At 60.0% G+C, this 23224-nt stretch carries 21 protein-coding genes; 1 reads left to right on the forward strand and 20 read right to left on the reverse strand.

Annotation, left to right across the window (positions count from 1 at the left end):
• Positions 1 to 209: 209 nt before the first annotated feature.
• The 20 genes from GTU76_RS28995 to GTU76_RS29090 all read right to left on the reverse strand — a co-directional run bounded on the left by GTU76_RS28995 (position 210) and on the right by GTU76_RS29090 (position 22224).
• On the reverse strand, positions 210 to 1610 hold the full coding sequence (locus GTU76_RS28995) for an APC family permease (RefSeq protein WP_180700187.1): 1401 nt from the start codon (positions 1608 to 1610) through the stop codon (positions 210 to 212).
• Positions 1600 to 3987, reverse strand: coding sequence for a TonB-dependent receptor plug domain-containing protein (locus GTU76_RS29000; RefSeq protein ID WP_180700188.1), 2388 nt, complete (start codon positions 3985 to 3987; stop codon positions 1600 to 1602). The genes GTU76_RS28995 and GTU76_RS29000 overlap by 11 nt, the downstream gene beginning before the upstream one ends.
• 452 nt (positions 3988 to 4439) lie before the next feature.
• Positions 4440 to 5105 carry a sulfite oxidase-like oxidoreductase gene (locus tag GTU76_RS29005; protein WP_180700189.1) on the reverse strand — a complete coding sequence of 222 codons (666 nt, stop codon included), beginning with the start codon at positions 5103 to 5105 and terminating at the stop codon, positions 4440 to 4442.
• Positions 5106 to 5263: 158 nt separating this feature from the next.
• Positions 5264 to 6319 carry a substrate-binding domain-containing protein gene (locus tag GTU76_RS29010; RefSeq protein WP_180700190.1) on the reverse strand — a complete coding sequence of 352 codons (1056 nt, stop codon included), beginning with the start codon at positions 6317 to 6319 and terminating at the stop codon, positions 5264 to 5266.
• 23 nt (positions 6320 to 6342) lie between these two features.
• Complete coding sequence (locus GTU76_RS29015) at positions 6343 to 7368, reverse strand: ABC transporter permease (RefSeq protein WP_150750967.1); 1026 nt, start codon at positions 7366 to 7368, stop codon at positions 6343 to 6345.
• Positions 7361 to 8917: a sugar ABC transporter ATP-binding protein gene (locus GTU76_RS29020; RefSeq protein ID WP_180700191.1), complete on the reverse strand. Its 1557-nt coding sequence runs from the start codon at positions 8915 to 8917 to the stop codon at positions 7361 to 7363. The genes GTU76_RS29015 and GTU76_RS29020 overlap by 8 nt, the downstream gene beginning before the upstream one ends.
• 8 nt (positions 8918 to 8925) lie before the next feature.
• Positions 8926 to 9597 (reverse strand): methionine ABC transporter permease, encoded by a 672-nt coding sequence (locus tag GTU76_RS29025; RefSeq protein ID WP_016987729.1) that lies wholly within the window; start codon positions 9595 to 9597, stop codon positions 8926 to 8928.
• Positions 9594 to 10394: a methionine ABC transporter ATP-binding protein gene (locus GTU76_RS29030; RefSeq protein ID WP_016987728.1), complete on the reverse strand. Its 801-nt coding sequence runs from the start codon at positions 10392 to 10394 to the stop codon at positions 9594 to 9596. The genes GTU76_RS29025 and GTU76_RS29030 overlap by 4 nt, the downstream gene beginning before the upstream one ends.
• Positions 10391 to 11200, reverse strand: coding sequence for a MetQ/NlpA family ABC transporter substrate-binding protein (locus tag GTU76_RS29035; protein ID WP_175554085.1), 810 nt, complete (start codon positions 11198 to 11200; stop codon positions 10391 to 10393). Before GTU76_RS29035 ends, GTU76_RS29030 begins: the two co-directional genes overlap by 4 nt.
• A gap of 27 nt (positions 11201 to 11227) precedes the next feature.
• On the reverse strand, positions 11228 to 12274 hold the full coding sequence (locus tag GTU76_RS29040) for an isopenicillin N synthase family dioxygenase (protein ID WP_180700192.1): 1047 nt from the start codon (positions 12272 to 12274) through the stop codon (positions 11228 to 11230).
• A 495-nt stretch (positions 12275 to 12769) separates the two neighbouring features.
• Complete coding sequence (gene catA / locus GTU76_RS29045; protein ID WP_180700193.1) at positions 12770 to 13687, reverse strand: catechol 1,2-dioxygenase; 918 nt, start codon at positions 13685 to 13687, stop codon at positions 12770 to 12772.
• Between the two features lie 171 nt (positions 13688 to 13858).
• Positions 13859 to 14149, reverse strand: coding sequence for a muconolactone Delta-isomerase (gene catC, locus GTU76_RS29050; protein ID WP_016987724.1), 291 nt, complete (start codon positions 14147 to 14149; stop codon positions 13859 to 13861).
• 15 nt (positions 14150 to 14164) lie between these two features.
• Positions 14165 to 15286 carry a muconate cycloisomerase family protein gene (locus GTU76_RS29055; RefSeq protein WP_180700194.1) on the reverse strand — a complete coding sequence of 374 codons (1122 nt, stop codon included), beginning with the start codon at positions 15284 to 15286 and terminating at the stop codon, positions 14165 to 14167.
• Between the two features lie 22 nt (positions 15287 to 15308).
• Entirely contained in the window at positions 15309 to 16070 is a 762-nt protein-coding gene (locus GTU76_RS29060) for a 1,6-dihydroxycyclohexa-2,4-diene-1-carboxylate dehydrogenase (protein ID WP_180700195.1), read from the reverse strand.
• Positions 16071 to 16091: 21 nt separating this feature from the next.
• Positions 16092 to 17105 carry a benzoate 1,2-dioxygenase electron transfer component BenC gene (benC, locus tag GTU76_RS29065; RefSeq protein WP_180700196.1) on the reverse strand — a complete coding sequence of 338 codons (1014 nt, stop codon included), beginning with the start codon at positions 17103 to 17105 and terminating at the stop codon, positions 16092 to 16094.
• 20 nt (positions 17106 to 17125) lie between these two features.
• Positions 17126 to 17614 (reverse strand): benzoate 1,2-dioxygenase small subunit, encoded by a 489-nt coding sequence (benB, locus tag GTU76_RS29070; protein WP_180700197.1) that lies wholly within the window; start codon positions 17612 to 17614, stop codon positions 17126 to 17128.
• Positions 17614 to 18969, reverse strand: a complete 1356-nt coding sequence (benA, locus tag GTU76_RS29075; RefSeq protein ID WP_180700198.1) for a benzoate 1,2-dioxygenase large subunit — start codon at positions 18967 to 18969, stop codon at positions 17614 to 17616. Before benA ends, benB begins: the two co-directional genes overlap by 1 nt.
• A 152-nt stretch (positions 18970 to 19121) precedes the next feature.
• Entirely contained in the window at positions 19122 to 20078 is a 957-nt protein-coding gene (locus tag GTU76_RS29080; RefSeq protein ID WP_180700199.1) for an AraC family transcriptional regulator, read from the reverse strand.
• A gap of 879 nt (positions 20079 to 20957) precedes the next feature.
• Positions 20958 to 21881 carry a bifunctional helix-turn-helix transcriptional regulator/GNAT family N-acetyltransferase gene (locus tag GTU76_RS29085; protein WP_180700200.1) on the reverse strand — a complete coding sequence of 308 codons (924 nt, stop codon included), beginning with the start codon at positions 21879 to 21881 and terminating at the stop codon, positions 20958 to 20960.
• 67 nt (positions 21882 to 21948) lie between these two features.
• Complete coding sequence (locus GTU76_RS29090; RefSeq protein WP_180700201.1) at positions 21949 to 22224, reverse strand: hypothetical protein; 276 nt, start codon at positions 22222 to 22224, stop codon at positions 21949 to 21951.
• 137 nt (positions 22225 to 22361) lie between these two features.
• On the opposite strand from GTU76_RS29090, the gene GTU76_RS29095 reads away from it, so the two are divergent.
• Positions 22362 to 23198: an AraC family ligand binding domain-containing protein gene (locus tag GTU76_RS29095; protein WP_180700202.1), complete on the forward strand. Its 837-nt coding sequence runs from the start codon at positions 22362 to 22364 to the stop codon at positions 23196 to 23198.
• Positions 23199 to 23224: the final 26 nt, after the last annotated feature.

Here is a 23224-nt window from a genome sequence, read left to right on the forward strand (position 1 = left end):
GCATCCCGTTTGAAATCTGTCGAAAAATATCGTCTGGTCAAATCACACCTCGTCGTTGGGCGTAGATTAACGCCCTTTAGGGGTGTCCAGAATCATTAAGCCAGATCAACCCTAGCCCTCTCCCCGAGGGAGAGGGAACCGATCCGGGGATATTGGAGACGTACGCCGACCTGTATTTGCTTCTCTGAATCCATAATCGACTCGTTCTTTCAGGTCGATGTATCACGCAAGACACCTCGGTCGGCCCCCTCTCCCTCCGGGAGAGGGCTGGGGTGAGGGTTCGCTTTTAAACGGCTCAACCCGGCCAATAGCACGGCACCAACCAGCAACACCGCAATCCCCAAAAACGCCCCAAACCCCACCACCGTCACGCTGGAATACAGCATGTACAGGCACAACCCGAAAAACAGCAGCGGTAACAGCGGATACAACGGCACCTTCACCGGCCTCGGCACCTCAGGAAAACGCCGTCGCAGAATGATCAGCGCCACGCTGCTCAAACTCAGAAACAGCCAATAAACCGGGGTCAGGTACTCGACCATGGTGTTGAAGCCGCTTTGGGTAAAACTGCCGAACAGCACCAGCAACAACGCCACTGCGCCTTCCGCCAGCAACGCTTTGCGCGGCACGCCATGCCGATCGTCCCAAGCGCCGAAACTGCGCAGTTGCGGCACATCACGCGCAGCCGCGTAAGTGGTGCGGGCGCCGACCAACAGGGTCGAATTGATGGTCGCGATCGCGGCGATGCCAACCATCAGCAAAATCAGCAGGACACCCGGTGCACCGAATGCGCGGCTCAATAACTCCACTGCCGGGGCATTGCTGGCGGCCAGTCCCGAAAATCCGAGGCCCACAACGAACGCCCAGTTCAGCGCCAGATAGATCGCCATCAATACGCTCAGCGCACCGAGCATGGCAATGAAAATCCCCCGCCGGCCATCACGCACTTCCGCCGATAATGTCGCCGCATCGCTCCAGCCGCCGAACGCCAGAAAGACGAAAATCATCGCCGCCGAAAACCCGGTCATACCGGTGTTTTCCGCGACGGGCGAGAGACCCGGCGCAGGCGCTTCGATACCTTGCCAGGCCAAAAAAACGCCGGCACTGGCAATGCTCAAAAAGCCCAGCGCCAACAACCCCACCAACAAGGTCTGGGTGATAAAACCAATGTGTTTGCCCGTCAGATTAAGCAGCACCAACGCGGCTATCACCGCCCCGGCAAACAGCCCCGAACCGTACTGACCCAGCGGCACCACCGCATCGACATAATCGGCAAACATGAACGCCGACAACGCTATCCACCCGGTGTGCATCACCGAAAACCGCGACCAGGCGAACAGGAATCCCATGCGCTCGCCATACGCGGTACGCAGAAAGTGATAGTCGCCGCCCGGATGCGGAAACGCCGTGGCCATCTCGGCAAAACACAGCGCTCCGATCATTGAGGCGACGCCGCCCAGCACCCACACCAGGTAGAAATGCTCCGGCCCGACATTGAGGGCCACGGTCGGCGCGGTTTTCAGGATGTCGGTGGTGATCACCATGCCCAGCGTGATCAGCAACGCCTGAAACACCGGCAGATGCCGCCCCGGTCCCGCGTTAGAAACCATAGGTGGCGCGGGCGTAGTAATAGGCGCCGTTGGTGCCGATTGGCGACAGTACGTCGTACGGCAGGTTGCCGCCGTAGTTGATCGCCGAACCGGAACGTTCCGGGTAGTTGTCGGTGAGGTTGTTGCCGCCCACGGCAATGTTGAATTTCGGGGTGAATTTGTAGGCCACTTCGGCGTCGAGTTGCCACACCGCGCCGTAGGTTTGCTCGGGCTGCGAGTCGCCGAAATCGAACACCCGGGTGGTCTCGCCCTGGCGCGTCAAGCGTCCGAGCAAGCCCCAGTGTTCGCTGGCCCAGTTGGCGGAAAAGATGAAGCGATCTTTCGGCGCGGCATCGGTCAGGGTGTTGGTTTCTTCGACACCAACGAGCGCGTCGTTGCCGATGCCCAACGCTGTCAGTTGCGACGGTGTGCCTTTGGTGCTGGTGACTTTGGTGTGGTTGTAGGTGTACGCGGTGGTCAGGCCCAGTTGCCCTTCGTAGAACGGCTGGTGATAGTTGAGCACCAGTTCGGCGCCGTGGGTGCTGGTGTCGGCAGCGTTGGTGAAGAAGTTGACGTCGTGCACACCGGCGACGCCGAAGTTGTCGTTGATGTAGTTTTCCAGGGCATCGCTGCCGATGCGTTGCGACAGGGTGATGCGATCCTTGACGTCGATGCGGAACACGTCCAGCGAGGCATCGAAGCGTTCATTCAATTGAAAGGTCAGGCCGAGGCTGAAGTTCTTCGAGGTTTCCGGATCAAGCTTCTCGGCACCCAGCGCACGGGCGATCGGATCGTTGACCGAGAGCACACGGATGTCGGTCAGGGTGCCGCCGTCGCCGAAGTTGCTGGTGGTGTTCTGGAAGCCGCTTTGGGCCAGCGACGGTGCGCGGAAGTTGTTCGAGACCGCACCGCGCAAGGCCCATTGCTCGGTGAGCTTGTAGCGACCGCTGAGTTTGCCGGTGAGTTTGCTGCCGGCATCGTCGTAATGCTCCCAGCGGGTAGCGGCGTCGACAAAGAAGCGGTCGGTGAGATCGCCGGACAACTCGGCGTAAGTGCCGAACACATTGCGATCCAGATCCGATTCTTCGCTTGGCCGCAGGCCGTTGGCGCCGTCGGCTCCGGAGCCGATGTAGGAGGCCTCGTCACCGGCATAGGTCAGGTAGTTTTCGTAGCGGTATTCGCCGCCAACCGCCAATACAAAGGAGCGCTCGCCAAGACGCAGTTCACGGCTGAAGTCGAGGTTGGTGGTGGTCTGGCGCAGCTCGTAATCGCCGGTGTCGAACTTCGTGGGTGAGTCTTCGCCGAGGCTGACGTTCAGCGTGCGCCGGGTCGAGCCCTCGAAACGGTTGCGACCGTGGGTGATGCTGCTGTCGAAATCCCACTCGTCTCCGAGCAGGCCTTTGAAACCGGCGGTGGCGGAGATGTCCTTGTTGTCGCCGAGCGATTGCGGCAAGTAGCCGTTGGGGTAGAACTGCGGCTGTTCATACGGGTAGCGATAGAACTCGGCGCCGGTGGTGTGGCGCTGGTTGTAGGTGCCGAAACTGTAAGCTTTGCCGCCGGTCAGCGGCAGTTCGCTGTTGAACCAGAGATTGACGTCGCGCGCGACGCCGTCGCCCATCACATAGTTGCGCTGGCCAGGGCTGTCGGCAAAACCGTCGAAACCGGCGCGGTTGGTCGGGTTGCGATCCTTGTATTCGGTGCCGCCACGGATAAACCCGCCCTCCTCGCCCAAACGCGTGCCGATCTTCGCGGTGGTCACGCTGTTCTGGCCGTCGGTGGTGGTCTTGCCGATGGCGTCCTGATGAGTGTGATAAGCGCCATAACTGGTCGACACTTCGCCGCCCTCTGGGGCGTCGTCGAGGATGATGTTGATCACCCCGGCAATCGCGTCGGAGCCGTACTGCGCGCCGGCGCCATCGCGTAGCACTTCGATGCGTTTGATCGCGCTGAGCGGGATCGAGTTGAAGTCGACCGGTGCGGTACCGCGCCCGATCTTCGACGAGTCGTTGACCACCGCTGACGTATGGCGACGCTTGCCATTGACCAGCACCAGCACCTGATCCGGGCTCATGCCGCGCAGTTGCGCCGCGCGCACATGGTCGGCGCCGCCGGAGTTGGATTGGCGTGGCAGGCTGAAGGATGGCAGCAACGTCTGCAACGCCGCGCCCAACTCGCCATCAGCGGCGCCGGCGGATTTGAGGTCTTCGGCGGTGAGTACGTCGACCGGCACCGGCGAGTCAAGCACCGTGCGTGAAGTGCCGCGGGTACCGGTAACCAGTACAGTGCCAAGTCGCGATTCGCTGTCGGCGCTGGCGGAAGTTTCTTCTGCGTTGGCCGGAAGTTGCCAGATAGCGGACACAACGGCAGCCGCCAGTAATGAACGGGAACGGTAATGCATATAACAGCTCCTTGAATCGCAGTTAATACCCGGCCGCTGCCGACAATAAAGTTCGGCAAGCAATGCGCGGCAATGTCTGCTGTAGTTTTGGATTTCTGGAAGGCAGTGAAGGCTTTTTTACGGTGAGTTGCAGTTTCCCCAGCGTGAGACGTTTCCCCTTGAAAGCCGATGCTAGACGAGCTGCCGTCGATCGCAAAAGAACCAATAACGCTTAGGTTAGATCGCTCTAAAGGAGTGTTATTAGTTCAACAGAAGTGTTGCTGAGCCAACACCAGAACCAACTAATCAACAACTAAATAGCTATGCAAACACATCCCCCTGTGGGAGCGAGCTTGCTCGCGAATGCGGTAGATCAGTCAACGAATAGGTCACTGAAAAGGCCCCTTCGCGAGCAAGCTCGCTCCCACAGGTTGATCGTATTCCAATGTTTGAACAGGCTGCGTTCTGGAGACTTAGTCGAACTCTCTTTCCAGCCAGGCATCCTCGGCAATATCCAGTTCATCACCACTGAATCGCTGTTCGGCAAACGGATCGGCGTGCAGATGAAAGCCGTTCTGCTCCCAGAAACCCGGCTGTTCCTGTTCAACAAACTCAATCCCGCGCAGCCACTTCGCGCTCTTCCAGAAATACCGCCCCGCCACCACCAGCCGTAGCGGCCAGCCATGTTGCGCGGTCAACGGCTGGCCGGCGTAATGGGTGGCCAACAGACTGTCGGGGTGCAACAGATCATCAAGTCGCAAGTTGGTTTGGTAATCGTGGTCGGCGTGGGCCATGACGAACTCCGACGTCGGTTGGATATCGAACGCCTGCAACAGATCCTGCAGATGCACCCCGCTCCACTCGGTATCGAACTTCGACCAGCGCGTCACGCAATGGATGTCACAGCGCAGTTGTCGTTGCGGCAGCGCCTGCAGATCGGCGTAACGTAATTCGATTGGCCGTGCGAGTGTGCCGAACAGGCGCAGCGACCAGTTGGCGAGGGCATATTCCGGTACTTCGCCTTCGTGGAGGATTGGAAAACGCTCCGTCAGCACCTGGCCTGGGGGCAGTCGTTTACCAAGCGCCGGATCGGTTTTCGGGGAACGGCTTTTGCGTAGGCGGTCAGCTTTGTTGTGCATGTAAGCTCCAGAACTCCCTCAGTTTGCGCAACTACGCGTTACCCCTGTGGGAGCGAGCTTGCTCGCGAAAGCGATGGGTCAGTCAACAGAGATATCGACTGAACGGGCCTCTTCGCGAGCAAGCTCGCTCCCACATGGGCGATGTCGTGGCAAATGTTCTAGTTAGCCACCGGAATCCACGGCGCGCGTGCGACATTCGCGGTATCACCAAAGCTCGGAAGCTTCTGCGCCAGATCTCGAACGTTTTTCACGTCCAGATCCAGCAACTGCTGACGGGTGATCAGCGTCGGCGGCACCAGCACCTGATGCCCCGGATTGTCCCCGGCAATCAACATCGCCAGACTGCGCACACTGATTGCCCCGGCCACTTGCGGATTGACCGCCGCCGTCGCCGCCCAGGCGCTGTCCGGCTCTTTCATGATCTGAATATCGGCGGTGGAAATATCGGCGCTGTATATCTTCACCTTGCTGGTCAGCCCTGCCTCATCGACGGCAATTTTCGCACCTTTGGCGAACTCATCGAACGGTGCAAAGATCACGCTGATGCCTGGATTGGCTCGAAGCACGGCGCTGGCCTGATCCGCCACCGAGTTGGCAATCGGCGGATTCAGCGTGCCAAAGCGTGCCTTCTCGACGATCCCCGGATTGGCTTTCTTGACCTGACTCCAGATCTCGTCGCGGCGCTCCATCGGCGTAAAACCGCTGATGTACACGTAGCCGGCATCGAACTGCGTGCCGTTGTCCTTGATGGCCTGATCCAGCGCCAGACGCGCCAGCGCATGGTGATCCTGCTCGACCTGGGTCACTTGCGGGGTGTTCAGATCGACGTCAAAAGCGACGACCTTGATGCCCTTGGCGATGGCCCGGTCAATCGGCGCTTTCAGGGTTTCGGCCAGGCCGAGCTGAACGATGATGCCATCGACGCCGAGATCGATCGCCTGCTCGATCATCTCGCCCTGACTCGCCGCCTGCTGTCGGGCATCGAATACCCGCAGGTTGGCCCCCAGCGCTTCGGTCTGTTTTTCCACGCCACGCAAGTACGCCTCGGGGAAGTCCCCAGAGAACAAATAACCGACCAATGCGATCTGCACCTGACCTTTATCGAACGGCGCCGGCGCGCCGGGCAAGGCTTTGGCCTGAGCGCTCAGTGCCATCGCCGAAAATAACGCACCGGCGAGGCAATGACGGGCGAACTGAGTGATTGAACCGTGCATACAACTTCCTTGCATAAAGCGGCTCAACGCGCCCGATGCGCGAGGCCGAACGTGAACATCAGGGCCAGTACCAGCACCAGTCCCTTGACGAAATCCTGCGCGTAATATGGCGCGTTGAGCATGGTCAGACCGTTGAGCAACGCCGCCACCAGCAGCGCGCCAACCAAGGTGCCGAAGGCGTTGGGCTTCTTCGCGCCGAGTACGGCAAAACCGATCAGCGCCGCGCCGAGGGCATCCAGCACCAGACCGTTGCCCGAACTGACGTCGCCGCGACCCAGGCGCGCTGCGAGCAACAATCCGCCAAGCGATGCGAGCAACGCCGAGAGCACGTAAGCCAATAACTTGAAGCGCTGCACCGGCGCACCGGCCAAGCGCGCCGCTTGCTCGTTGCCGCCAATGGCATAGAACAAACGACCAATGCGCGTGCGTTCGAGAAACAACCACACCGCTACCGCTACCACCGCCGTGATCAACACCGGAATCGGTACCACCTCCCACAACCGCCCACGCCCCAGCGCCAGAAACGCGGCACTGAACGTACCTTCGGTTTCCTCACCGCTGGGCAAGGTCATGCCCACCGCAATCGAGCGCCCGCCAGTGGGTATTAGCTGCACGCCAATCACCAGAAACATGCTGCCCAGCGTCGCGAGAATGTCCGGCACCCGTAATTTGACGATCAGCCAGCCGTTGAGCAGGCCGACCAGCGCCCCACCCGCGAGACTGATCAACACCGCCGGCACCGCGCCCCAACCGAGCACGACCATCACGTAACTGGCGATCATCAGGCTCATCGCCGCCACCGCGCCAATCGACAGATCGAGGCCGCCGACGGCCATGGTCAGCGTCACACCCAGCGCCAGCAGCGCGACAATCGACACCGATTGCAGGATGCTGAACAGGTTGCCGACGCGCAGAAATGCCGGCTCGGCCACACTGAAAAACACCACGATCAGCGCCAGCAGCCACAGCAGGCCGTAGCGGATCAATACGTGCAGCAGACGTTCGGCGCGTGCCGGTTCGGTCGATAACAGTGAACTTGAATCAGGCACTCGCTCTGCTCCTTGGCGTGGCTTGAGGGGAATGTTCGGTCACGTCGCTGCCAGCCAGTGCGGCGACCAGATCAACACGATTGAGGCCGGCACGCGGGTACTCGGCGACCACCGCGTGATCGCGCACCAGCAGAATGCGGTCGGCAATTTCCAGGGCTTCATCGACGTCGGCGCAAATCACCAGCGTTGCACGGTCCTTGGCGCTGTCACGCAGCAGTTGGCCGATATCGCGGCGGGCGCGCACGTCGACGCCTTGAAACGGTTCATCAAGGATCAATACCCGCCCTTCGCCGAGCAGCCAGCGGCCAAGCACGACTTTCTGTTGATTGCCGCCCGACAACGCAGTCATCGGCACATCGATACCGGCAGTCTTGATCCCCAGCGCCGCCACTTGTGCCTCGACCGCTACCGCTTCGGCGCGGTTGCGGATGAAACCGCCACGGGTAAAGCGTTCAAGAAACGGCAACGTCAGGGTGCGACGCAAAGAGAAATCAGGTACCAGCGACTGACTGGCGCGATCTTCGGCCGCGAAGAAAATTCCGCTTTGAATGGCTTGGCGCGGAGAGTCCGCCCGCCAGTCAGTGCCATCCAGTTGCACGCTGCCCGAGGCCGCTTTACGCAAGCCGAACAGCACCTCGGCGATTTCACTTTTGCCGGCGCCCAACAGCCCGGTGAGAACCACCACTTCGTTCTCGTGCAGGCTCAGATCGAACGCGGCGGATCGCGGCAGAATTTGCATGGCGTTGAGTTTCAACACTTCGCGCCCGGCCACGCACGGCTGATAAACATGCTCGGCCAGCGCCTGCCCGAGCATGGCGCTCACCGCTTCGGGTAATTGCCGCGCCGTGAACTCGCCCGCGAACTGGCCATCGCGCAGGACGATGGCGCGATCTGCCACCCTTTGCAGGTCGGAGAGTCGATGGGAGATGTACAGAATCGCCACGCCGCGACTGCGCAAGGTGTCGATCAAGCCAAACAAACGCTGCGCCTCGGCATCGGAGAGCGCGGCCGTCGGCTCATCGAGAATCAGCAGGCGCGGTTGCAACGCCAAGGCCCGGGCGAGCACCACCAACTGCCGTTCGGCCTGCCCGAGATGCTCGATTGGCTGCTCCAGCGGCAAGGTCAAACCCAGCCCGGCGGCAATGCTTGCGGCGCGCTCCAGCAGGCGTTGGCGATTGAGCCAGAAGTCTGCGTCTGGCTTGCACAGTTCATCGAGCAGGAGGTTTTCCGCGACGCTCAAACCCGGTGCGATGCCCTCGTTGATCTGCTGGTGTACCGCGACAATACCGAAGCGACGCGCCGACAGCGGCGAGCTGAAATGGCGTGGCGCGCCCTCCAGCCGGATCTCGCCAGCGTCGGCAGTCTGGCTGCCCGCCAAGATCTTCACCAGGGTCGACTTGCCCGCGCCATTGGCACCGAGCAGCGCCACCACTTCGGCGGGATAAATCTCCAGGCTGACCCGGTCCAGTGCCCGACTCGCGCCAAATATTTTGCTCAACTGACGTACACGAATCAGCGGCTCGCGGACGACAGCGACCGGCACACTCATACAATTCCTTAGCGGCGATGCGCCAGCGAACGAACCAACCGATCGCCCAGGCTTTGCACGCCCTGAACGAGGATCACCAACACCACCACCGTGGCCACCATCACTTCATTGTTGAATCGCTGATAGCCGTAACGGATCGCCAGATCACCGAGCCCGCCACCGCCGATCACCCCTGCCATCGAGGAAAAACCGATCAGCATCACCAGCGTCAAGGTGATCCCGGCCAGCAACGCCGGCAGCGCTTCGGGCAACAACACTTTGAAGATCACATGGCCGATGTCGCCGCCCATGGCGAGGATCGCTTCGATGCGACCCTTGTCGACTTCATCCAAGGCGTTTTCAACGATGCGCGCGAAGAACGGAAATGCGCCGATGGTGATTGGCACCACGGCGGCGGTGCTGCCCAGCGTTGTGCCGACCAGCAGCCGTGTCAGCGGAATCAGGGCGATCAGCATCACCACGAATGGCAGTGAACGGCCGAGGTTGACCACACTACCCAGCGCGGCATTCAAGCGTGGCAACGGCAACAGCCCGTCGCGACGACTGATGAACAGCAACACGCCCAGCGGTAAGCCGATCAGCAGCGTGAACAGCCCCGCGAGCAAGACCATGTACAGGGTTTCACCGGTGGCGTTGAACAGCAGTTGCAGGATTTCACCCCAATTGACCGTGCGGTTCATGAGTGCGCCGCCCGTACGCCGTATTGCTTGAGAAAACTCAGGCCCGGCTCAGCGTGACCCAGTTGCAAGCCGCAGGTCGGCCGCAGCGAAGCGCCCAGCTGGGATTGCGCATCGGCCAGCAGCCGTGGCACCGGCCCGGCTTCGACCAGACGTCCGTTGGCCATGAACGCGGCGTGATCGCAGATCGACTTGACCACCTCCAGTTCATGGGTGATCAGTACGATGGTCACGCCCAGTTGCCGATTGATGTCGCGCAGCAGTTCGAGGATCGATTCGGTGGTTTCCGGGTCGAGCGCACTGGTGGCCTCGTCCGAAAGCAGGTACGCCGGCTCTGCGGCGAGGGCGCGGGCGATGCCGACGCGCTGTTTCTGGCCGCCGGACAATTGCGAGGGAAAGGCCTGCGCCTTGTCACTCAAGCCGACCAGCTCCAACAGTTCGCGCACCCGCACATGGCGCCACGGTTTGCCGACATTCGCGATCTCCAGCGGCACCGCAATGTTGTCGAATACCGTGCGCGAATGCAGCAGGTTGAAGCCCTGGAAGATCATGCCGATGCGCTGGCGTTGTTTGCGCAAGTCACTGTTGGGCAGCGTCAGCAGATCTACACCGTCGATCAGGATTCGGCCGCTGTCCGGTCGTTCGAGCAGATTGAGGCAGCGCAGCAGCGTCGACTTGCCCGCCCCGCTGCGCCCGAGAATCCCGAAGACCGCGCCGTCGGGAATGCTCAGCGAGACCTGATCGAGTGCCGGCTGCGCGGCCGACGGGTAAGTCTTGCTCAACTGCTCGACGGCGATCATGGCTTGCTGCCCGCCACCGGAATCACTGAACCGGCGAAGTTATCGGTGATGTATTTGGCGACCTCGGGCGACGTCAGGTCCTTGGCCAGTTGCGCGATACGCGGGTCGTGTTCCAGCTTGGGCGTGGTCACCAGAATATTGGCGTAAGGATTGTGCTCGGCTTTCTCCAGACCCAAGGCATCCTTGGCCGGCACCAAACCTGCGTCGAGCGCATAGTTGCCGTTGATCACGGCCAGATCGACGTCGTCCAGCGAGCGCGGAATCTGCGGTGATTCGATTTCCAGGATCTTCAGCTGTTTCGGGTTCTCGGCGATGTCCTTGGGCGTTGCCTGATCAGCCGCCGGATCGTTGAAGCCGGGTTTGAGTTTGATCAGGCCGTTGTCCTGCAACAGGTACAGCGCGCGGCTCAGGTTGGTCACGTTATTGGGCACGGCGACGGTGCCTTTTACCGGTACATCGGCGAAGCTTTTATGGCGATGCGAGTAGATGCCCAAGGGTTCGATATGCACCGTGGCCGCCACCGCGAGTTTTTCGCCGAGAGCCTTTTCCTGGGATTTCAGGTACGGCAGGTGCTGAAAGTAATTGGCGTCGACGTCACCATGCACCAACAGTTCGTTGGAGTTCACGCCGTTGGGGATCTCGATGACTTTGAGATTCAGCTGCGGATCGATTTTCTGGATGTACGCCAGAATCTGCGCGTGGGGCACCGGGTCAGCGGCGACGCGCAATGGCTCCAACGCCTGCGCACCGAACGACGTTACCAGCGCGCCGAGCACGGCCAGGGTCAAACCTGCTTTCTTGATCATGTGCGGAGTCCTTGAGCGAGTGATGAGTCAGGCGGATTTACGAACGGGCGGTGGTGGCAGCAACGCATCGGCGTAGAAGCGTTGCGCGACATCGGGATGCGAGCGCAAACGACCCTTGAGGTAGTTCCAGCCGACATCGCGAAACAGCGGATTGAGCGGATCACTCGCCGGCCCGCGCGCCTCGCGCAACAGTGCGGTGGGCAGCGGATACAACGGCACCACGGCGTCGAGTTGCGCACCGAGGAAGAAGGCGATGGACAGGCGTTCGCTACCCGCCGGAGGTGAAACTACGCGATGCACCGTGGCCCGCAGATAACCGTTGCTGGCCAGTTCGAGCAGTTCGCCGATGTTCACCACCAGGGTGTTTTCACGCGGCAACGCGTCGATCCAGCGGCCGTCTTCGATTTCGACTTGCAGTCCGGCCTGTTGGTCTTGCAGGAGGAAGCTGAGGAACCCGGAATCCTTGTGTGCGCCGACGCCTTGATGGCTCGACTCGCTGGACTGGCCGGGATAACGCATCAACTTGATATGTTCGTTGGGCTTGTCGCCGTAGAGTTGATCGAACGCATCGGCGCGCAGCGACAACGCCTGAGCGAACGCGCGCAGCAGGCGCAACGACATCCGCGTCATCGCCTCCTGCCATTCCAGCAGCAAAGGTTTCAGTTCCGGCAGTGCCGCCGGCCATTGGTTGGGACCTTGCAGCCGCGCCCAGAACGGGCTGTCCGCCGTCAATGGCAACGCCTCACGCTCGGCGCCCAGATCGAACTGCTCACGCAGATCGGGCTGGCCACGGGTGATCTCCGAAGCGGCACGGTTGTAACCGCGAAAGTGCGGTGAATTGATCATGCCGACGGCGGTTTTCTCGCTGTCGGGCAAGGCGAAAAACTGGCGGGCGTGGGTCTGCACCTGCTTGAGCAAGTCGCTGTCGATACCGTGGCCGGTCAGGTAAAAGAAGCCAACGTCGCGGGCGGCGTGGCGCAGGTCTTCAAGAAATTCGTAGCGCTGTTGCGCTGTGCCTTCGAACTGCGACAGGTCCAGCGTCGGTAATGCGGTGATGTCGAGGGTATGCGGCATGATTCACTCCCGTGTGAATCAAACCTGAAGAACCTGTGATCGATTCAGCGTGTGCCGTCATGGCAATCGGGGGTCTATCGGTTTGATGCGTTTTGATTCGTCGTTGAGACAAAACTAAACGATCTTAAAAACGCTGAGCCAATATCTTTTTCGCATTACCTTAGGCCTGATTTCCCCTCACCCCAGCCCTCTCCCGGAGGGAGAGGGAGTCGACCGAGGTGTATATCGCGATACATCGACCTGAACGACCGAGTCGATTATGGATTCGGCACAAACTGTTCAGGTCGGCGTAGCACTAAATATCGCCTCGGTCAGTACCCTCCCAACACTCTCCCGGAGGGAGCTGACCGAGTTGTCTTGCGGTATACATCGACCTGAACAACCGGGTTGGATTCGGCAAATATCGTTCAGGTCGGCGTAGCACTCAAGATCCCCCCGGTCAGTCCCCTCTCCCTCTGGGAGAGGGTTAGGGTGAGGGAACCAGACGACTCGGTATCAAGCGTCCTGCAACGCACGCGGCCGCTGACTGCGTTGTTCGGCACTGGCCTCCGGCGCCGGTTGCAACTGGAAGTCGAACTTCAGTTCGGCATAACGCCCCAACGCTGCGTCCTCACGGAACACCACCTCCCCGACCAAGCCTTCACGGGTCGCATAGGCGAAGTCATCCCACAGGTATTGATCACCCGACAGATTGATCTGCGTCGTCAGGTGCCGATGCCCCGGCGCGCTGATGAAAAAGTGCACATGTGCCGGACGCTGGCCATGGCGCCCGAGCTGGTTCAGGCATTCCTGGGTCGGCCCCTGCGGGTCGCAGCCATAGCCGGACGGCACGATGCTGCGAGCGCGGTAGCGGCCGTCGGCGTCGGTAATGATGCGTCGACGCAGGTTGTACTCGGACTGGCTCGAGTCGAAAAACGAATAGGTGCCCTTGGTGTTGGCGTGCCACAGGTCAACGGTAGCACCGGCCAATGGTTGGCCGTGAAGATCGAATACCTGGCCTTCAAGGTGCATGACGGTGGCGACGCCCTCTTCGCTGCCGTCATCCATTCGGCATTCACCTTCGCACAGGGGCGCGCCGGCAACGTACAGCGGGCCTTCGATGGTGCGTGGCGTGCCGCCGGTCAAGCCGATCTGTGCATCCTTGGCGTCCTGCAACAGGTCGAGGAAGTGCTCCATGCCAAGGCCGGCGACCAGCAGTCCGGCTTCGGAACGCGCGCCCAAACGGTTGAGGTAGTCGACCGCTTTCCAGAACTCGTCCTCGCTGATTTCGAGGTCTTCGATGATTTTCGCGCTGTCTTGCAAGATGCGCAGGACGATGGTTTTAAGACGGGAATTACCCTCGTCGTTGGCGAAACCGGCGGCTTCTTTGAAGAAGGCTTGCAGCTCGGCGGTGTGGGCAATTTTCACGGTCATGGTGGTTACCTCATCTTGTTGTTTTTCGGCGCAGTTCTCTTACTCAGCGCACTTCCCCTGTGGGAGCGAGCTTGCTCGCGAATGCGTTGTGTCATTCAGCATCTATGGCGACTGGCTCACCGCTTTCGCGAGCAAGCTCGCTCCCACAAGGGAAATGCGGCGAGCTCAGAATTAGCGATCATCGGAATGGATCGACGACGGATGCCGGCACAGGCCGTCGACCTCGATGTCCATGTAGGGAAACAGCGGCAAGCGCATCAGCGTGTCGTGCAGCGTCTCGACGCTCGGCACATCGAACACGCTGTAATTGGCGTAGTGCCCGGCGATGCGCCACAGGTGCCGCCATATGCCTTCGCGTTGCAGCCGTTGGGCCAGTTCCTTCTCGTCAGACTTGAGCCGGGTGGCCAATGACGGGTCCATGTCGACGGGCAATTTCACGGTCATTTTTACGTGGAACAGCATGCTGGTTCTCCTGATTCAGTGGCGACGAAAACGCGCCAGACGCTCTTCGTCCAGCGTCAGGCCCAGGCCTGGAGTTCGCGGGATGTGCAGGTGAAAATCGCGGTACTGCGGCGTTTCGGTGACGATGTCTTCGGTCAGCAACAACGGGCCGAACAGTTCGGTGTCCCAGGTCAGTTGCTTGAGTGTGAGGAAGGCGTGCGCCGAGGCCAGCGTGCCGACGGAGCCTTCAAGCATGGTGCCGCCGTACAGCGCGATGCCCGCTGCCTCGGCGATTTGTGCGGTGCGCAACACGGCACGCGGGCCACCGTTCTTGGCGATTTTCAGGGCGAATACACTGGCAGCGCCGTCAGCGGCGAGACTGAAAGCATCCTCGACGCTTTCGATCGATTCATCGGCCATGATCGGTGCCGGGCTGCGCTGGTTCAGGCGAATCTGCCCGGAGCGGTTGACCCGCGAAATCGGCTGTTCAATCAGGTCGATACCGTTATCACCCAGTACCTGACAGCCGCGAATCGCCTGGGATTCATCCCAATACTGGTTAACGTCAACCCGCACACTGGCGCGTTCGCCCAAGGCTTTTTTGATCGCCACCACGTGCTTGATGTCCTGCTCTAGCGGGTTGGCGCCGATCTTCAATTTGAAGATGCGATGGCGACGTGCTTCGAGCATCTGCTCGGCTTCGGCGATGTCGCGGGCGGTGTCGCCGCTGGCCAAGGTCCAGGCCACTTCAAGGCTGTCACGCACGCGGCCGCCGAGCAGCTCGCTGACCGGCAGACCGAGGCGCTTGCCTTGCGCATCGAGCAGTGCACTTTCGATGCCGGACTTGGCGAAAGTATTGCCCTTGGCGATCTTGTCGAGCCGCTGCATCGCCGCGTTGATGTTGTTGGCGTCCAAACCCACCAGCGCCGGGGCCAGATGTGCGTCGATATTGGCTTTGATGCTTTCCGGGCTTTCGTATCCATAAGCGAGACCGCCGATGGTGGTGGCTTCGCCGATGCCTTCAATACCATCGCTGCAGCGCAGTCGCAGAATCACCAGAGTCTGCTTCTGCATCGTGTGCATCGCCAGTTTGTGCGGGCGAATGGTCGGCAGGTCGACGATGATGGTCGTCAGGTTTTCAATCAGAATTCGCTGCATTTCAATGTCCCTTGAAAAGTAATCAACCGAGGTCGCCGCCACCGACCGGCAAAGTCACGCCGGTGACGTACGAGGCGTCATCGGAAGCCAGAAAGAGGATCGCGCCAACCTGTTCGTCGAGGCTGCCGTAGCGTTTCATCAGGCTGCTGTCGAGGGTTTGCGCGACGATTTCCTGATACCAGGCCTGCTCCTGCGCCGACGGTTCGGCGGCATTGCGCGGGATGCGCCGGGGCGGTGCTTCGGTGCCACCCGGTGCGGTAGCGTTGACGCGAATGCCGCGCTCTGCGTTTTCGAAGGCCAGACATGCTGTGAGTGCGTTGATGCCACCCTTGGCCGCGCCGTACGGCACCCGATTGACGCTGCGGGTAGCAATCGATGAAACGTTGACGATGGCGCCGCGCCCTTGCTTGAGCATGTACGGCAGCGCCGCGTGGCAGCACCACAGGGTCGGAAACAGCGAGCGGCGCACTTCCGCTTCAATCTGTTCGACTTCGTAGTGCTCGAACGGCTTGGCCCAGATCGTGCCGCCGACGTTGTTGATCAGGATGTCGAGACGGCCGAAGGTGTTGATGGCTTCAGCCATGACCCGCGCGCAATCGGCGTATTGCTCAAGGTCGGCGGTCAACGCGAGAACGCCCTCGCCTTGCAGTTCGTGAACCAGTTCAGAGCGATCGACGGCGACGACTTGTGCGCCTTCGTTCAACAGGCGTTCGCAGACGCGGCGGCCGATACCCTGCGCCGCGCCGGTGACCAGCGCGACCTTGTTGGAGAATCTGTTGTTCATGACAACCTCGAAAGAAGGGTTTCAGGCAGCCGCTGCGGCGAATTTTTCGTAGTAGAAGTTCGCCGGGGTGATGCCCTGCTCGCGGATGTATTGGCTGACCGCTTCGACCATCGGCGGCGGGCCGCAGAGGTACACGTCGACGTCGCCCTCATTGAGATGGCGCGGCTCGATGTGCTGGGTGACGTAGCCCTTGAGCGGGTGCGCGCTCTGCGGATTGGCCACGCAGGCGCCGAAACTGAAGTTGGGAATGCGGGCGGCGAAGGCTTCTAGACGATCGATTTCGACCAGGTCGAAATCGTTGGTCACGCCGTAGATCAAATGCACGGGATGATCACTGCCCTGCTCGGCGATTCTCTCCAGCATCGCGGTGAACGGTGCCAGGCCTGTGCCGCCTGCCAGCAACAAGAGCGGACGCTTGATTTCGCGCAGGTAAAAGCTGCCCAGCGGCCCGGCCAGGTTCATGCTGTCGCCGGCCTTGGCCAGGCCGGTGAGAAAGCTGCTCATCAGGCCACCGGGCACGTTGCGAATCAGGAAACTGACTTCACCGTCCTTCTGCAATGAGCTGAAGGAATAAGCGCGGGTCTGCTCGCTGCCGGGCACTTGCAGATTGACGTACTGGCCCGGCAGAAACGCCAGTTTGCTCAACGCCTCGCCCTTGATCGACAGCGCGATGGTGCTTTCGGACAACTGCCGGACAGCGCTGATCGATGCCTGGAAGTTCGCTTGTTCGGTCTTGCATAGCTGCGAGCCGGCCGGCACTCGCACCACACAATCGCTTTCAGCGCGCATCTGGCAGGTCAGCACATAGCCTTGCGCAAGCTCGTCGTCGCTCAAGGCGTCTTCGATGAAGTTGTCACCCATGTCGTAACGCCCGGCTTCGGCGAAACACTTGCAGGTGCCGCAGGCGCCGTCACGGCAGTCCAGCGGGATGTTGATGCCTTGCCGATACGCCGCGTCGGCCACAGTTTCATGGCCGCCAGCCTCGATGAAACGGGTGACGCCGTCTTCAAAATTAAGCGCAATCTGGAAACTCATGGTGCACCTCGCCGTGTCGACTAGATGTGGTAGATGTCGATGACCTGACGGACGTAATCGTTTTTCAGCACGACTTTCTTGGCCTTGATCAGCGGCTGTTCGCCACACAGATCGAGGGTGTAGAAACTGCTGCCGAAGTAGCTGTCGGTGACCTGATAGCGAAAGCTCAAGGTGTGCCAGTTGAAACGCACTTGGCATTGCCCTTCGCTGTGCTCGACGATCTCGATGTTGCTCAGGTTGTGTGAGGTGCGGGTGTCGGGAATGGTCGCGCTGGAGCGCTCGGTCTTGATCCGGAAGATGCGGTCTTCGAGACCGCCACGGTTGCCGTACCAGATCAGCGAGATTTCGCTTTGCGGGTCTTCGGTGAGCGTGTCGTTGTCGTCCCAGGCCGGCATCCAGAAGGTCGCGTCAGCGGCGTACAGCTCCAGCCATTGATCCCACTGACCGTCATCGAGATAACGCGCCTCGCGGTAGAGAAAGTCGCGCACGCTGTCGTAGAGGTTGCTCATCACACGGCCTCCACGGGGATCAGTTGTGGCTCGGTGGCAGCGGCCTTGAGCATGGTTTCCTGCCAGTACTTGTGTTGCAGCACAAACAGGCCTTCGTCCTCGGTGCGCATACCGGAGAGCAACGGTTTGAGATCGATTTCTTCGGCCGCTGCGTCGGCTCCTTCAACCCAATGCGTCGCGCCTCGGGACATGTCGTTCCAGCCACGGCCAGCGCCATAACCGGTCTGGCACGAGCGGAACTCTTCCAGATCATCCGGCGTGGCCATGCCGCTGACGTTGAAAAAATCCTCGTACTGGCGAATGCGTTTTGCCCGCGCCTCAGCGCTCTCGCCTTTGGGGGCGATGCAGTAAATGGTGATTTCGGTCTTGTCGACCGAGATCGGCCGGGCGATGCGGATCTGTGAACTGAACTGATCCATCAGATACACGTTCGGGTACAGGCACAGGTTGCGCGAGTTTTCGATCATCCAGTCGGCACGGGCCTGGCCGAAATCCCGGGCCAGTTCGTCGCGACGCTCATAAGCGGGACGGTCTTCGGGGTTGGCCCAACGGGTCCAGAGCAGCAGATGGCCGTGGTCGAAGGAGTAAAAACCGCCGCCCTTCTTCGCCCAGCTGCCGGCGCTCATGGTCTTGATCGCTTCACCCGCTTCGCGCTGTTGGCGCTGGTTCTGGGTGGCGGCGTAGTTCCAGTGCACCGAGCTGACGTGATAGCCGTCAGCACCGTTTTCGGCGGTGAGTTTCCAGTTGCCTTCGTAAATGTAAGCGCTGGAACCGCGCAACACTTCCAGGCCTTCTGGCGACTGGTCGACGATCATGTCGATGATTTTTGCCGATTCGCCCAAGTGCTCAGCGAGGGGTTTCACATCAGCATTGAGGCTGCCGAACAGAAAGCCGCGATAGGACTCGAAACGCGCAACTTTGGTCAGGTCATGGGAGCCTTCGCAGTTGAAGCCTTGCGGGTAACCGGCTTCGCTCGGGTCTTTGACCTTGAGCAGTTTGCCGCTGTTGTTGAACGTCCAACCGTGAAACGGGCAGGTGTAGCCGGAGCGATTGCCGGACTTGTGCCGGCAAAGCATGGCGCCGCGATGGCTGCAGGCGTTGAGAAAAGCGTTGAGCACACCGTCCTTGTTGCGCGCGATGAAGATCGGCTGGCGCCCCATGGTGGTGGTCAGAAAATCGTTGTTGTTGGGCAGTTGGCTTTCGTGGGCGAGGTAAATCCAGTTGCCTTCGAAGATGTGCGCCATCTCCAGTTCAAACAGACGCGGATCAGTGAACATCTCCCGCTTGCAGCGGTAGGCGCCCTTCTCCTTGTCTTCTTCAAGCATGGCATTGAGGTAGTCGATTCCCAGGGACATGGCCGGGGCCTCCATTGTTATTGTTCAGGCCAGGTCAGATTAGGGAGGCGATGCACGGGGCAATAGCCGAATCCTGCAGATCGCTATCCGTTTTGTGCAGGACGGCGCGGCAGATGATTCGGCGTGTTTCGCAGAGGGTTTAGTGCGGAGTGTCAGTGGCGGCGTTTGAAGGTCTGCGATGGCAGTTCGCCGAACTGTTGGCGATAGCTTTCGGAGAAACGGCCGAGGTGCAGGAAGCCGTAGTCCAGGGCCAGTTCGGTGAGATTACGTACCGGGCAGCTCGGATCGCTGAGGCAGGCATGGATACGTTCCAGCTTGCGCTGGCGGATGTATTGCATCGGCGTGATGCTGAGCTGGCGCTCGAACAAGCTGTACAGCGAACGCGGGCTCATGCTCGCCTGTGCGGCCAGACGTTCGGCGGGCAAATCCAGTTTAAGGTTGCGTTCGATGTAATCGAGAATGCGCTCGAAGCTGACATTCGGTGCGCTCAGGCACTGACGGCTGACATTGGTGTTCATCAGCGAGATCAGTTTGCTACCGATGATCTGCGCGTAATGCTCCTGCACCCGCAGCAACGGGTCGCTGGCCTCGGCTTCCTGACAGATCATCGCCAGCAGGTTGGTGAAGCCTTCCAGCTCATCCAGCCGATAGTGATTGCGCAGGAAACGGACACCGCTTGCCGGACGCTGCCAACGCTGCTCGTCGCACACTGATTCGAGCACGCTGACCGGCACCTTGAGGATGAATTTCTCGCAGTCTTCCGAGTACGTCAGATCAACCGGATCATCCGGGTTGATCAACAGCAACTCGCCGGGCACCAGATGCTGTTCGCGCTTGTGCCCGCGCCACAGGCAATTGCCTTGCAGCAGCACTTGCAGATGGTAAACGGTCTCCAGGGCCACCGATGTCACGCGTACGCTGCCGCCATAGCTGATGCGGGCCAGATCGAGGTCGGCCAGTTTGCGGTGGTTGAGGCTGGCTTGTGGGTGGGTGGTTCTGGACAGGCCGATGAAGTGCTGACCGACGTGCTGATTGACGTAGTCGGAGACGGCATAAGGGTCAGCGTGACGGAACACGCTGCTGCGATCGCTCAGCAGATGGCTGTCCATGGGGCATTGCTCATTGTTGTCGTTATTTTGGTTTCACGGGGTTTCAGGCATCACCACTCACAGTACGCCGGAGTGTTGGGGTGGGCAATTGGACGAAGGTTTGTGTACTCGATAATCGAACATTTTTTGCGGATTACGGAGTGGTTTGTCCAACGCCTACACTTGCCGAAGAAATGCCCTACACGCCAAAAAAACCCGAAACAAAAAATCCTATTTGTGACAGTTTTATAAAACAAAAAAAGCCCGTTTCAGTCGAAACTGAAACGGGCTTCTCCCACCTCAACGGCCGTTACTTCAGGTCGTCAAAGTGGTCTCGCAGGAACTCGTAAAAGCGAAAGGCTTTAAACAATCTCCATACAAGGCTCAGCGTACGCAGCAAAAGCTTCATACGTTTTGGCCTCCAGGGCTGGGGGCCAAACCTCCAGCAAACTTACCGGATCATGCTTGCCTTCAGCCTGCACGTTAAAGCAGCTAGTGAGGCGGCCGGTTGAAATCCCCCCGAAACATCATTCCGGCACGGGTGCAAAACCGTGTCAAAGGGCATGAAACCGTTTAGTCACCAGCCTGGCCTCACCGCTGCTCGAACAAGTGAGCGCCCGCATCATAACCTTCATTCAGAGGCTTTCAGGAAAAGTAATTTTCTGATTTGTTAACCATTATTTCTGCCAGCTTTTTCTGGAAATGAAATAGCGCAAACAACCAGTTTCATACGAACTTTAACCTTGCAAGGGGGCACAAAGGCTCTTACCATGAGAGAACGTTAAAGCAGCTAGTGAAGCAACAAACCTCGGTCGCAAACCAAGGTTTACAAAAGAACCGCCCCGCAAAGGCGGTTTTTTTTCGCCTGCCTTTTCACTGCATCCGCCGATGAAAATCAGATCACAACACCCGTGCCCACGTCTGACTCAGCAGATCCTTGCCAAAGCTGTGAACCGCCTCCTCCTCCACCAACTCAAACCCGGCCTGCTGATAAATCTTGCGCGCAGCGGTCAGGTTACTGGTCGTCCACAAGGTCATTTTCTGGTAGCCAACCTGGCGGGCGAAACGCAGGCACTCCTCGACCAGACGACTGCCAATGCCCAAGCCCCGCGCGCTGGCGTCGACGTAGAGCATGCGCAGTTTGGCGGTTGTTTCATCCTGGCGGACGATGAACACGGAGCCGATGACCTTGCCGTCCTTTTCCGCAATCCAGCAGCGCTCGCTCGTCGGGTCGTAATCACGCAGGTACTTGGCGACCACCTCGGCCACCAGTGTTTCGAACTCTGAATTCCAGCCGTATTCGCGGCTATACAGCGCGGCTTGCTGTTGCATCACCGTGCCCATGTCGCCGGGCTGCGGATCGCGTAACAGGTAAGTCGAGTCCTTGCTGCCTTCCAACAGGTTCTGGATCAGCGTCATGGCGCCGATCAGTTGCTTCTGCTGCGGCTCGGGCAGACGCTCGAGCATGGCGACGATTTGCTCGCGAGAGGCCTTTTCCAGCGGAATCAGGATTTCCCGGCCCAGATCGGTTAAGTGCAATTGCGCAGCGCGGGCATCCGTGGACGACGGGACTTTCTGGATCAGCCCGCGCTTCTCGAAACCGCTGATGATGCGGCTCATATAACCGGCGTCGAGGCCGAGCATCTGGCGCAGATCCGCGCTGGTCAGGTCACCGCGCGAGGCCAGCTCATACAAAATGCGCAACTCGGTCAGCGAGTAGTCGCTTTGCAGCAGATGCTCCTGCAGTACGCCGATCTGATGGGTGTAGAAGCGATTGAAGCCGCGCACGACGTCGGCTTGCTCAAGGAGATCGATGCTGGACATGGCAAACGCTCAGTTAATTGCTTAAGGCAACTATATATTTGCCAAAAGCAACCATGTCAACAGAAAGCTATCGGCACTTTGCCAACACCACCTGACAGGTATCCGGCGTCCCCCCGGAGCGACCGGCATAACGAATACAGTTGTTCATCGACTTCTGTCGGGCCATGTTCAGACTGGAGCCCCAGGCCAAACCGCCCTCGCCGACCGACGGCAAGGCTTTCGCGTAGCAGGCATCGCCCACACTCGACGGTGGATAGTGTTTTCGGCTGGAGCAGCCTGCGGTCAGCGCCAGGCTTAGGCCGATCAAGGTGAGCACGCCCCAGAGCGAGCATCGGTTAATCATCGCATTCCACCTGCCGGCAAAGGGGTCGTAACCTGCTGAGTCTAGTCCCCTCACCTGCACAAATCTTCTAAACGTCGACGAGCATTGCGCGGTATTTTATGGGGCCGCACCTTTCAATGGCGAACTCTGGAGCCTTCGTGGATAAACGCAACTGGATCGAGCTGTCCCAGGATGTCGACACCGGGATTGAATCGATTCGCGCTCACTTTGAGGGCCATGCCTACGATCCGCACTGGCATGACAGTTTCCTCGTCGGCGTTACCGAACAAGGTGTGCAGCAATTCAATTGCCGCCGCGTACGCCATCGCAGTACGCCGGGCAACGTGTTCCTGCTGGAGCCGGGGGAAATCCACGATGGGCAAGCGCCGACCGAGGAAGGGTTTACCTATTCGATGCTCTACCTCGATCCACACTGGCTGGAGCGTGAACTGCATGCGCTGTTCGAAGACGCACCGGCCGACAGCCAGCCAGGTTTTGCCGACACGCTGAGTCAGGACCCGCGTCTGGCCACGGCGATCAGTCAAGCCTTCCATGCACTGCATGATGGCGATCTGCGGATCGTCCGGCAGACCGCCGTCGACGGGTTGCTGAGCTCGCTCACGCGCCATCTCGACTGGCGCAAGCGCCAGGTTTTCGATCCGCGCCTGCCATTGGTGGCGCAACTGGCGCGGGATTATCTGCACGCGCATACCTATGAAGATATCGGTCTCGATGATCTCGCGCAGGTCTGCGGGGTAGACCGTTTTCGGCTCAGCCGCGCCTTCAAGTCTGCTTTTGGTCTGGCGCCGCACGCGTACCTGATCCAGTTGCGCCTGGCCAGGGCGCGGCAGTTGCTGGCCCGGGGTGAAACGCCGGCGCAGGTCGCCAGCGTGCTTGGTTTTGCCGACCAGAGTCATCTCGGTCGCTGGTTCCGCCGAGCCTACCAACTCACCCCCGCCGACTACCGCAAGCGTTGCTCAAACCTTCCAGACTGACGAAAGCGGACTGGTGATCATGGATG

The organism is Pseudomonas crudilactis (assembly GCF_013433315.1).
In the GTDB taxonomy this organism is placed as follows: domain Bacteria; phylum Pseudomonadota; class Gammaproteobacteria; order Pseudomonadales; family Pseudomonadaceae; genus Aquipseudomonas; species Aquipseudomonas crudilactis.

Coding starts and splice junctions, on each gene's coding strand:
- GTU76_RS29025 (WP_016987729.1), bottom strand. CDS start 9,597: ATGAACCGCACGGTCAATTGGGGTGAAATCCTGCAACTGCTGTTCAAC.
- GTU76_RS28995 (WP_180700187.1), bottom strand. CDS start 1,610: ATGGTTTCTAACGCGGGACCGGGGCGGCATCTGCCGGTGTTTCAGGCG.
- GTU76_RS29080 (WP_180700199.1), bottom strand. CDS start 20,078: ATGGACAGCCATCTGCTGAGCGATCGCAGCAGCGTGTTCCGTCACGCT.
- GTU76_RS29000 (WP_180700188.1), bottom strand. CDS start 3,987: ATGCATTACCGTTCCCGTTCATTACTGGCGGCTGCCGTTGTGTCCGCT.
- GTU76_RS29040 (WP_180700192.1), bottom strand. CDS start 12,274: ATGCCGCATACCCTCGACATCACCGCATTACCGACGCTGGACCTGTCG.
- benB (WP_180700197.1), bottom strand. CDS start 17,614: ATGAGCAACCTCTACGACAGCGTGCGCGACTTTCTCTACCGCGAGGCG.
- GTU76_RS29010 (WP_180700190.1), bottom strand. CDS start 6,319: ATGCACGGTTCAATCACTCAGTTCGCCCGTCATTGCCTCGCCGGTGCG.
- catC (WP_016987724.1), bottom strand. CDS start 14,149: ATGCTGTTCCACGTAAAAATGACCGTGAAATTGCCCGTCGACATGGAC.
- GTU76_RS29090 (WP_180700201.1), bottom strand. CDS start 22,224: ATGATTAACCGATGCTCGCTCTGGGGCGTGCTCACCTTGATCGGCCTA.
- benC (WP_180700196.1), bottom strand. CDS start 17,105: ATGAGTTTCCAGATTGCGCTTAATTTTGAAGACGGCGTCACCCGTTTC.
- GTU76_RS29030 (WP_016987728.1), bottom strand. CDS start 10,394: ATGATCGCCGTCGAGCAGTTGAGCAAGACTTACCCGTCGGCCGCGCAG.
- GTU76_RS29005 (WP_180700189.1), bottom strand. CDS start 5,105: ATGCACAACAAAGCTGACCGCCTACGCAAAAGCCGTTCCCCGAAAACC.
- GTU76_RS29085 (WP_180700200.1), bottom strand. CDS start 21,881: ATGTCCAGCATCGATCTCCTTGAGCAAGCCGACGTCGTGCGCGGCTTC.
- GTU76_RS29055 (WP_180700194.1), bottom strand. CDS start 15,286: ATGCAGCGAATTCTGATTGAAAACCTGACGACCATCATCGTCGACCTG.
- GTU76_RS29035 (WP_175554085.1), bottom strand. CDS start 11,200: ATGATCAAGAAAGCAGGTTTGACCCTGGCCGTGCTCGGCGCGCTGGTA.
- GTU76_RS29060 (WP_180700195.1), bottom strand. CDS start 16,070: ATGAACAACAGATTCTCCAACAAGGTCGCGCTGGTCACCGGCGCGGCG.
- GTU76_RS29020 (WP_180700191.1), bottom strand. CDS start 8,917: ATGAGTGTGCCGGTCGCTGTCGTCCGCGAGCCGCTGATTCGTGTACGT.
- benA (WP_180700198.1), bottom strand. CDS start 18,969: ATGTCCCTGGGAATCGACTACCTCAATGCCATGCTTGAAGAAGACAAG.
- catA (WP_180700193.1), bottom strand. CDS start 13,687: ATGACCGTGAAAATTGCCCACACCGCCGAGCTGCAAGCCTTCTTCAAA.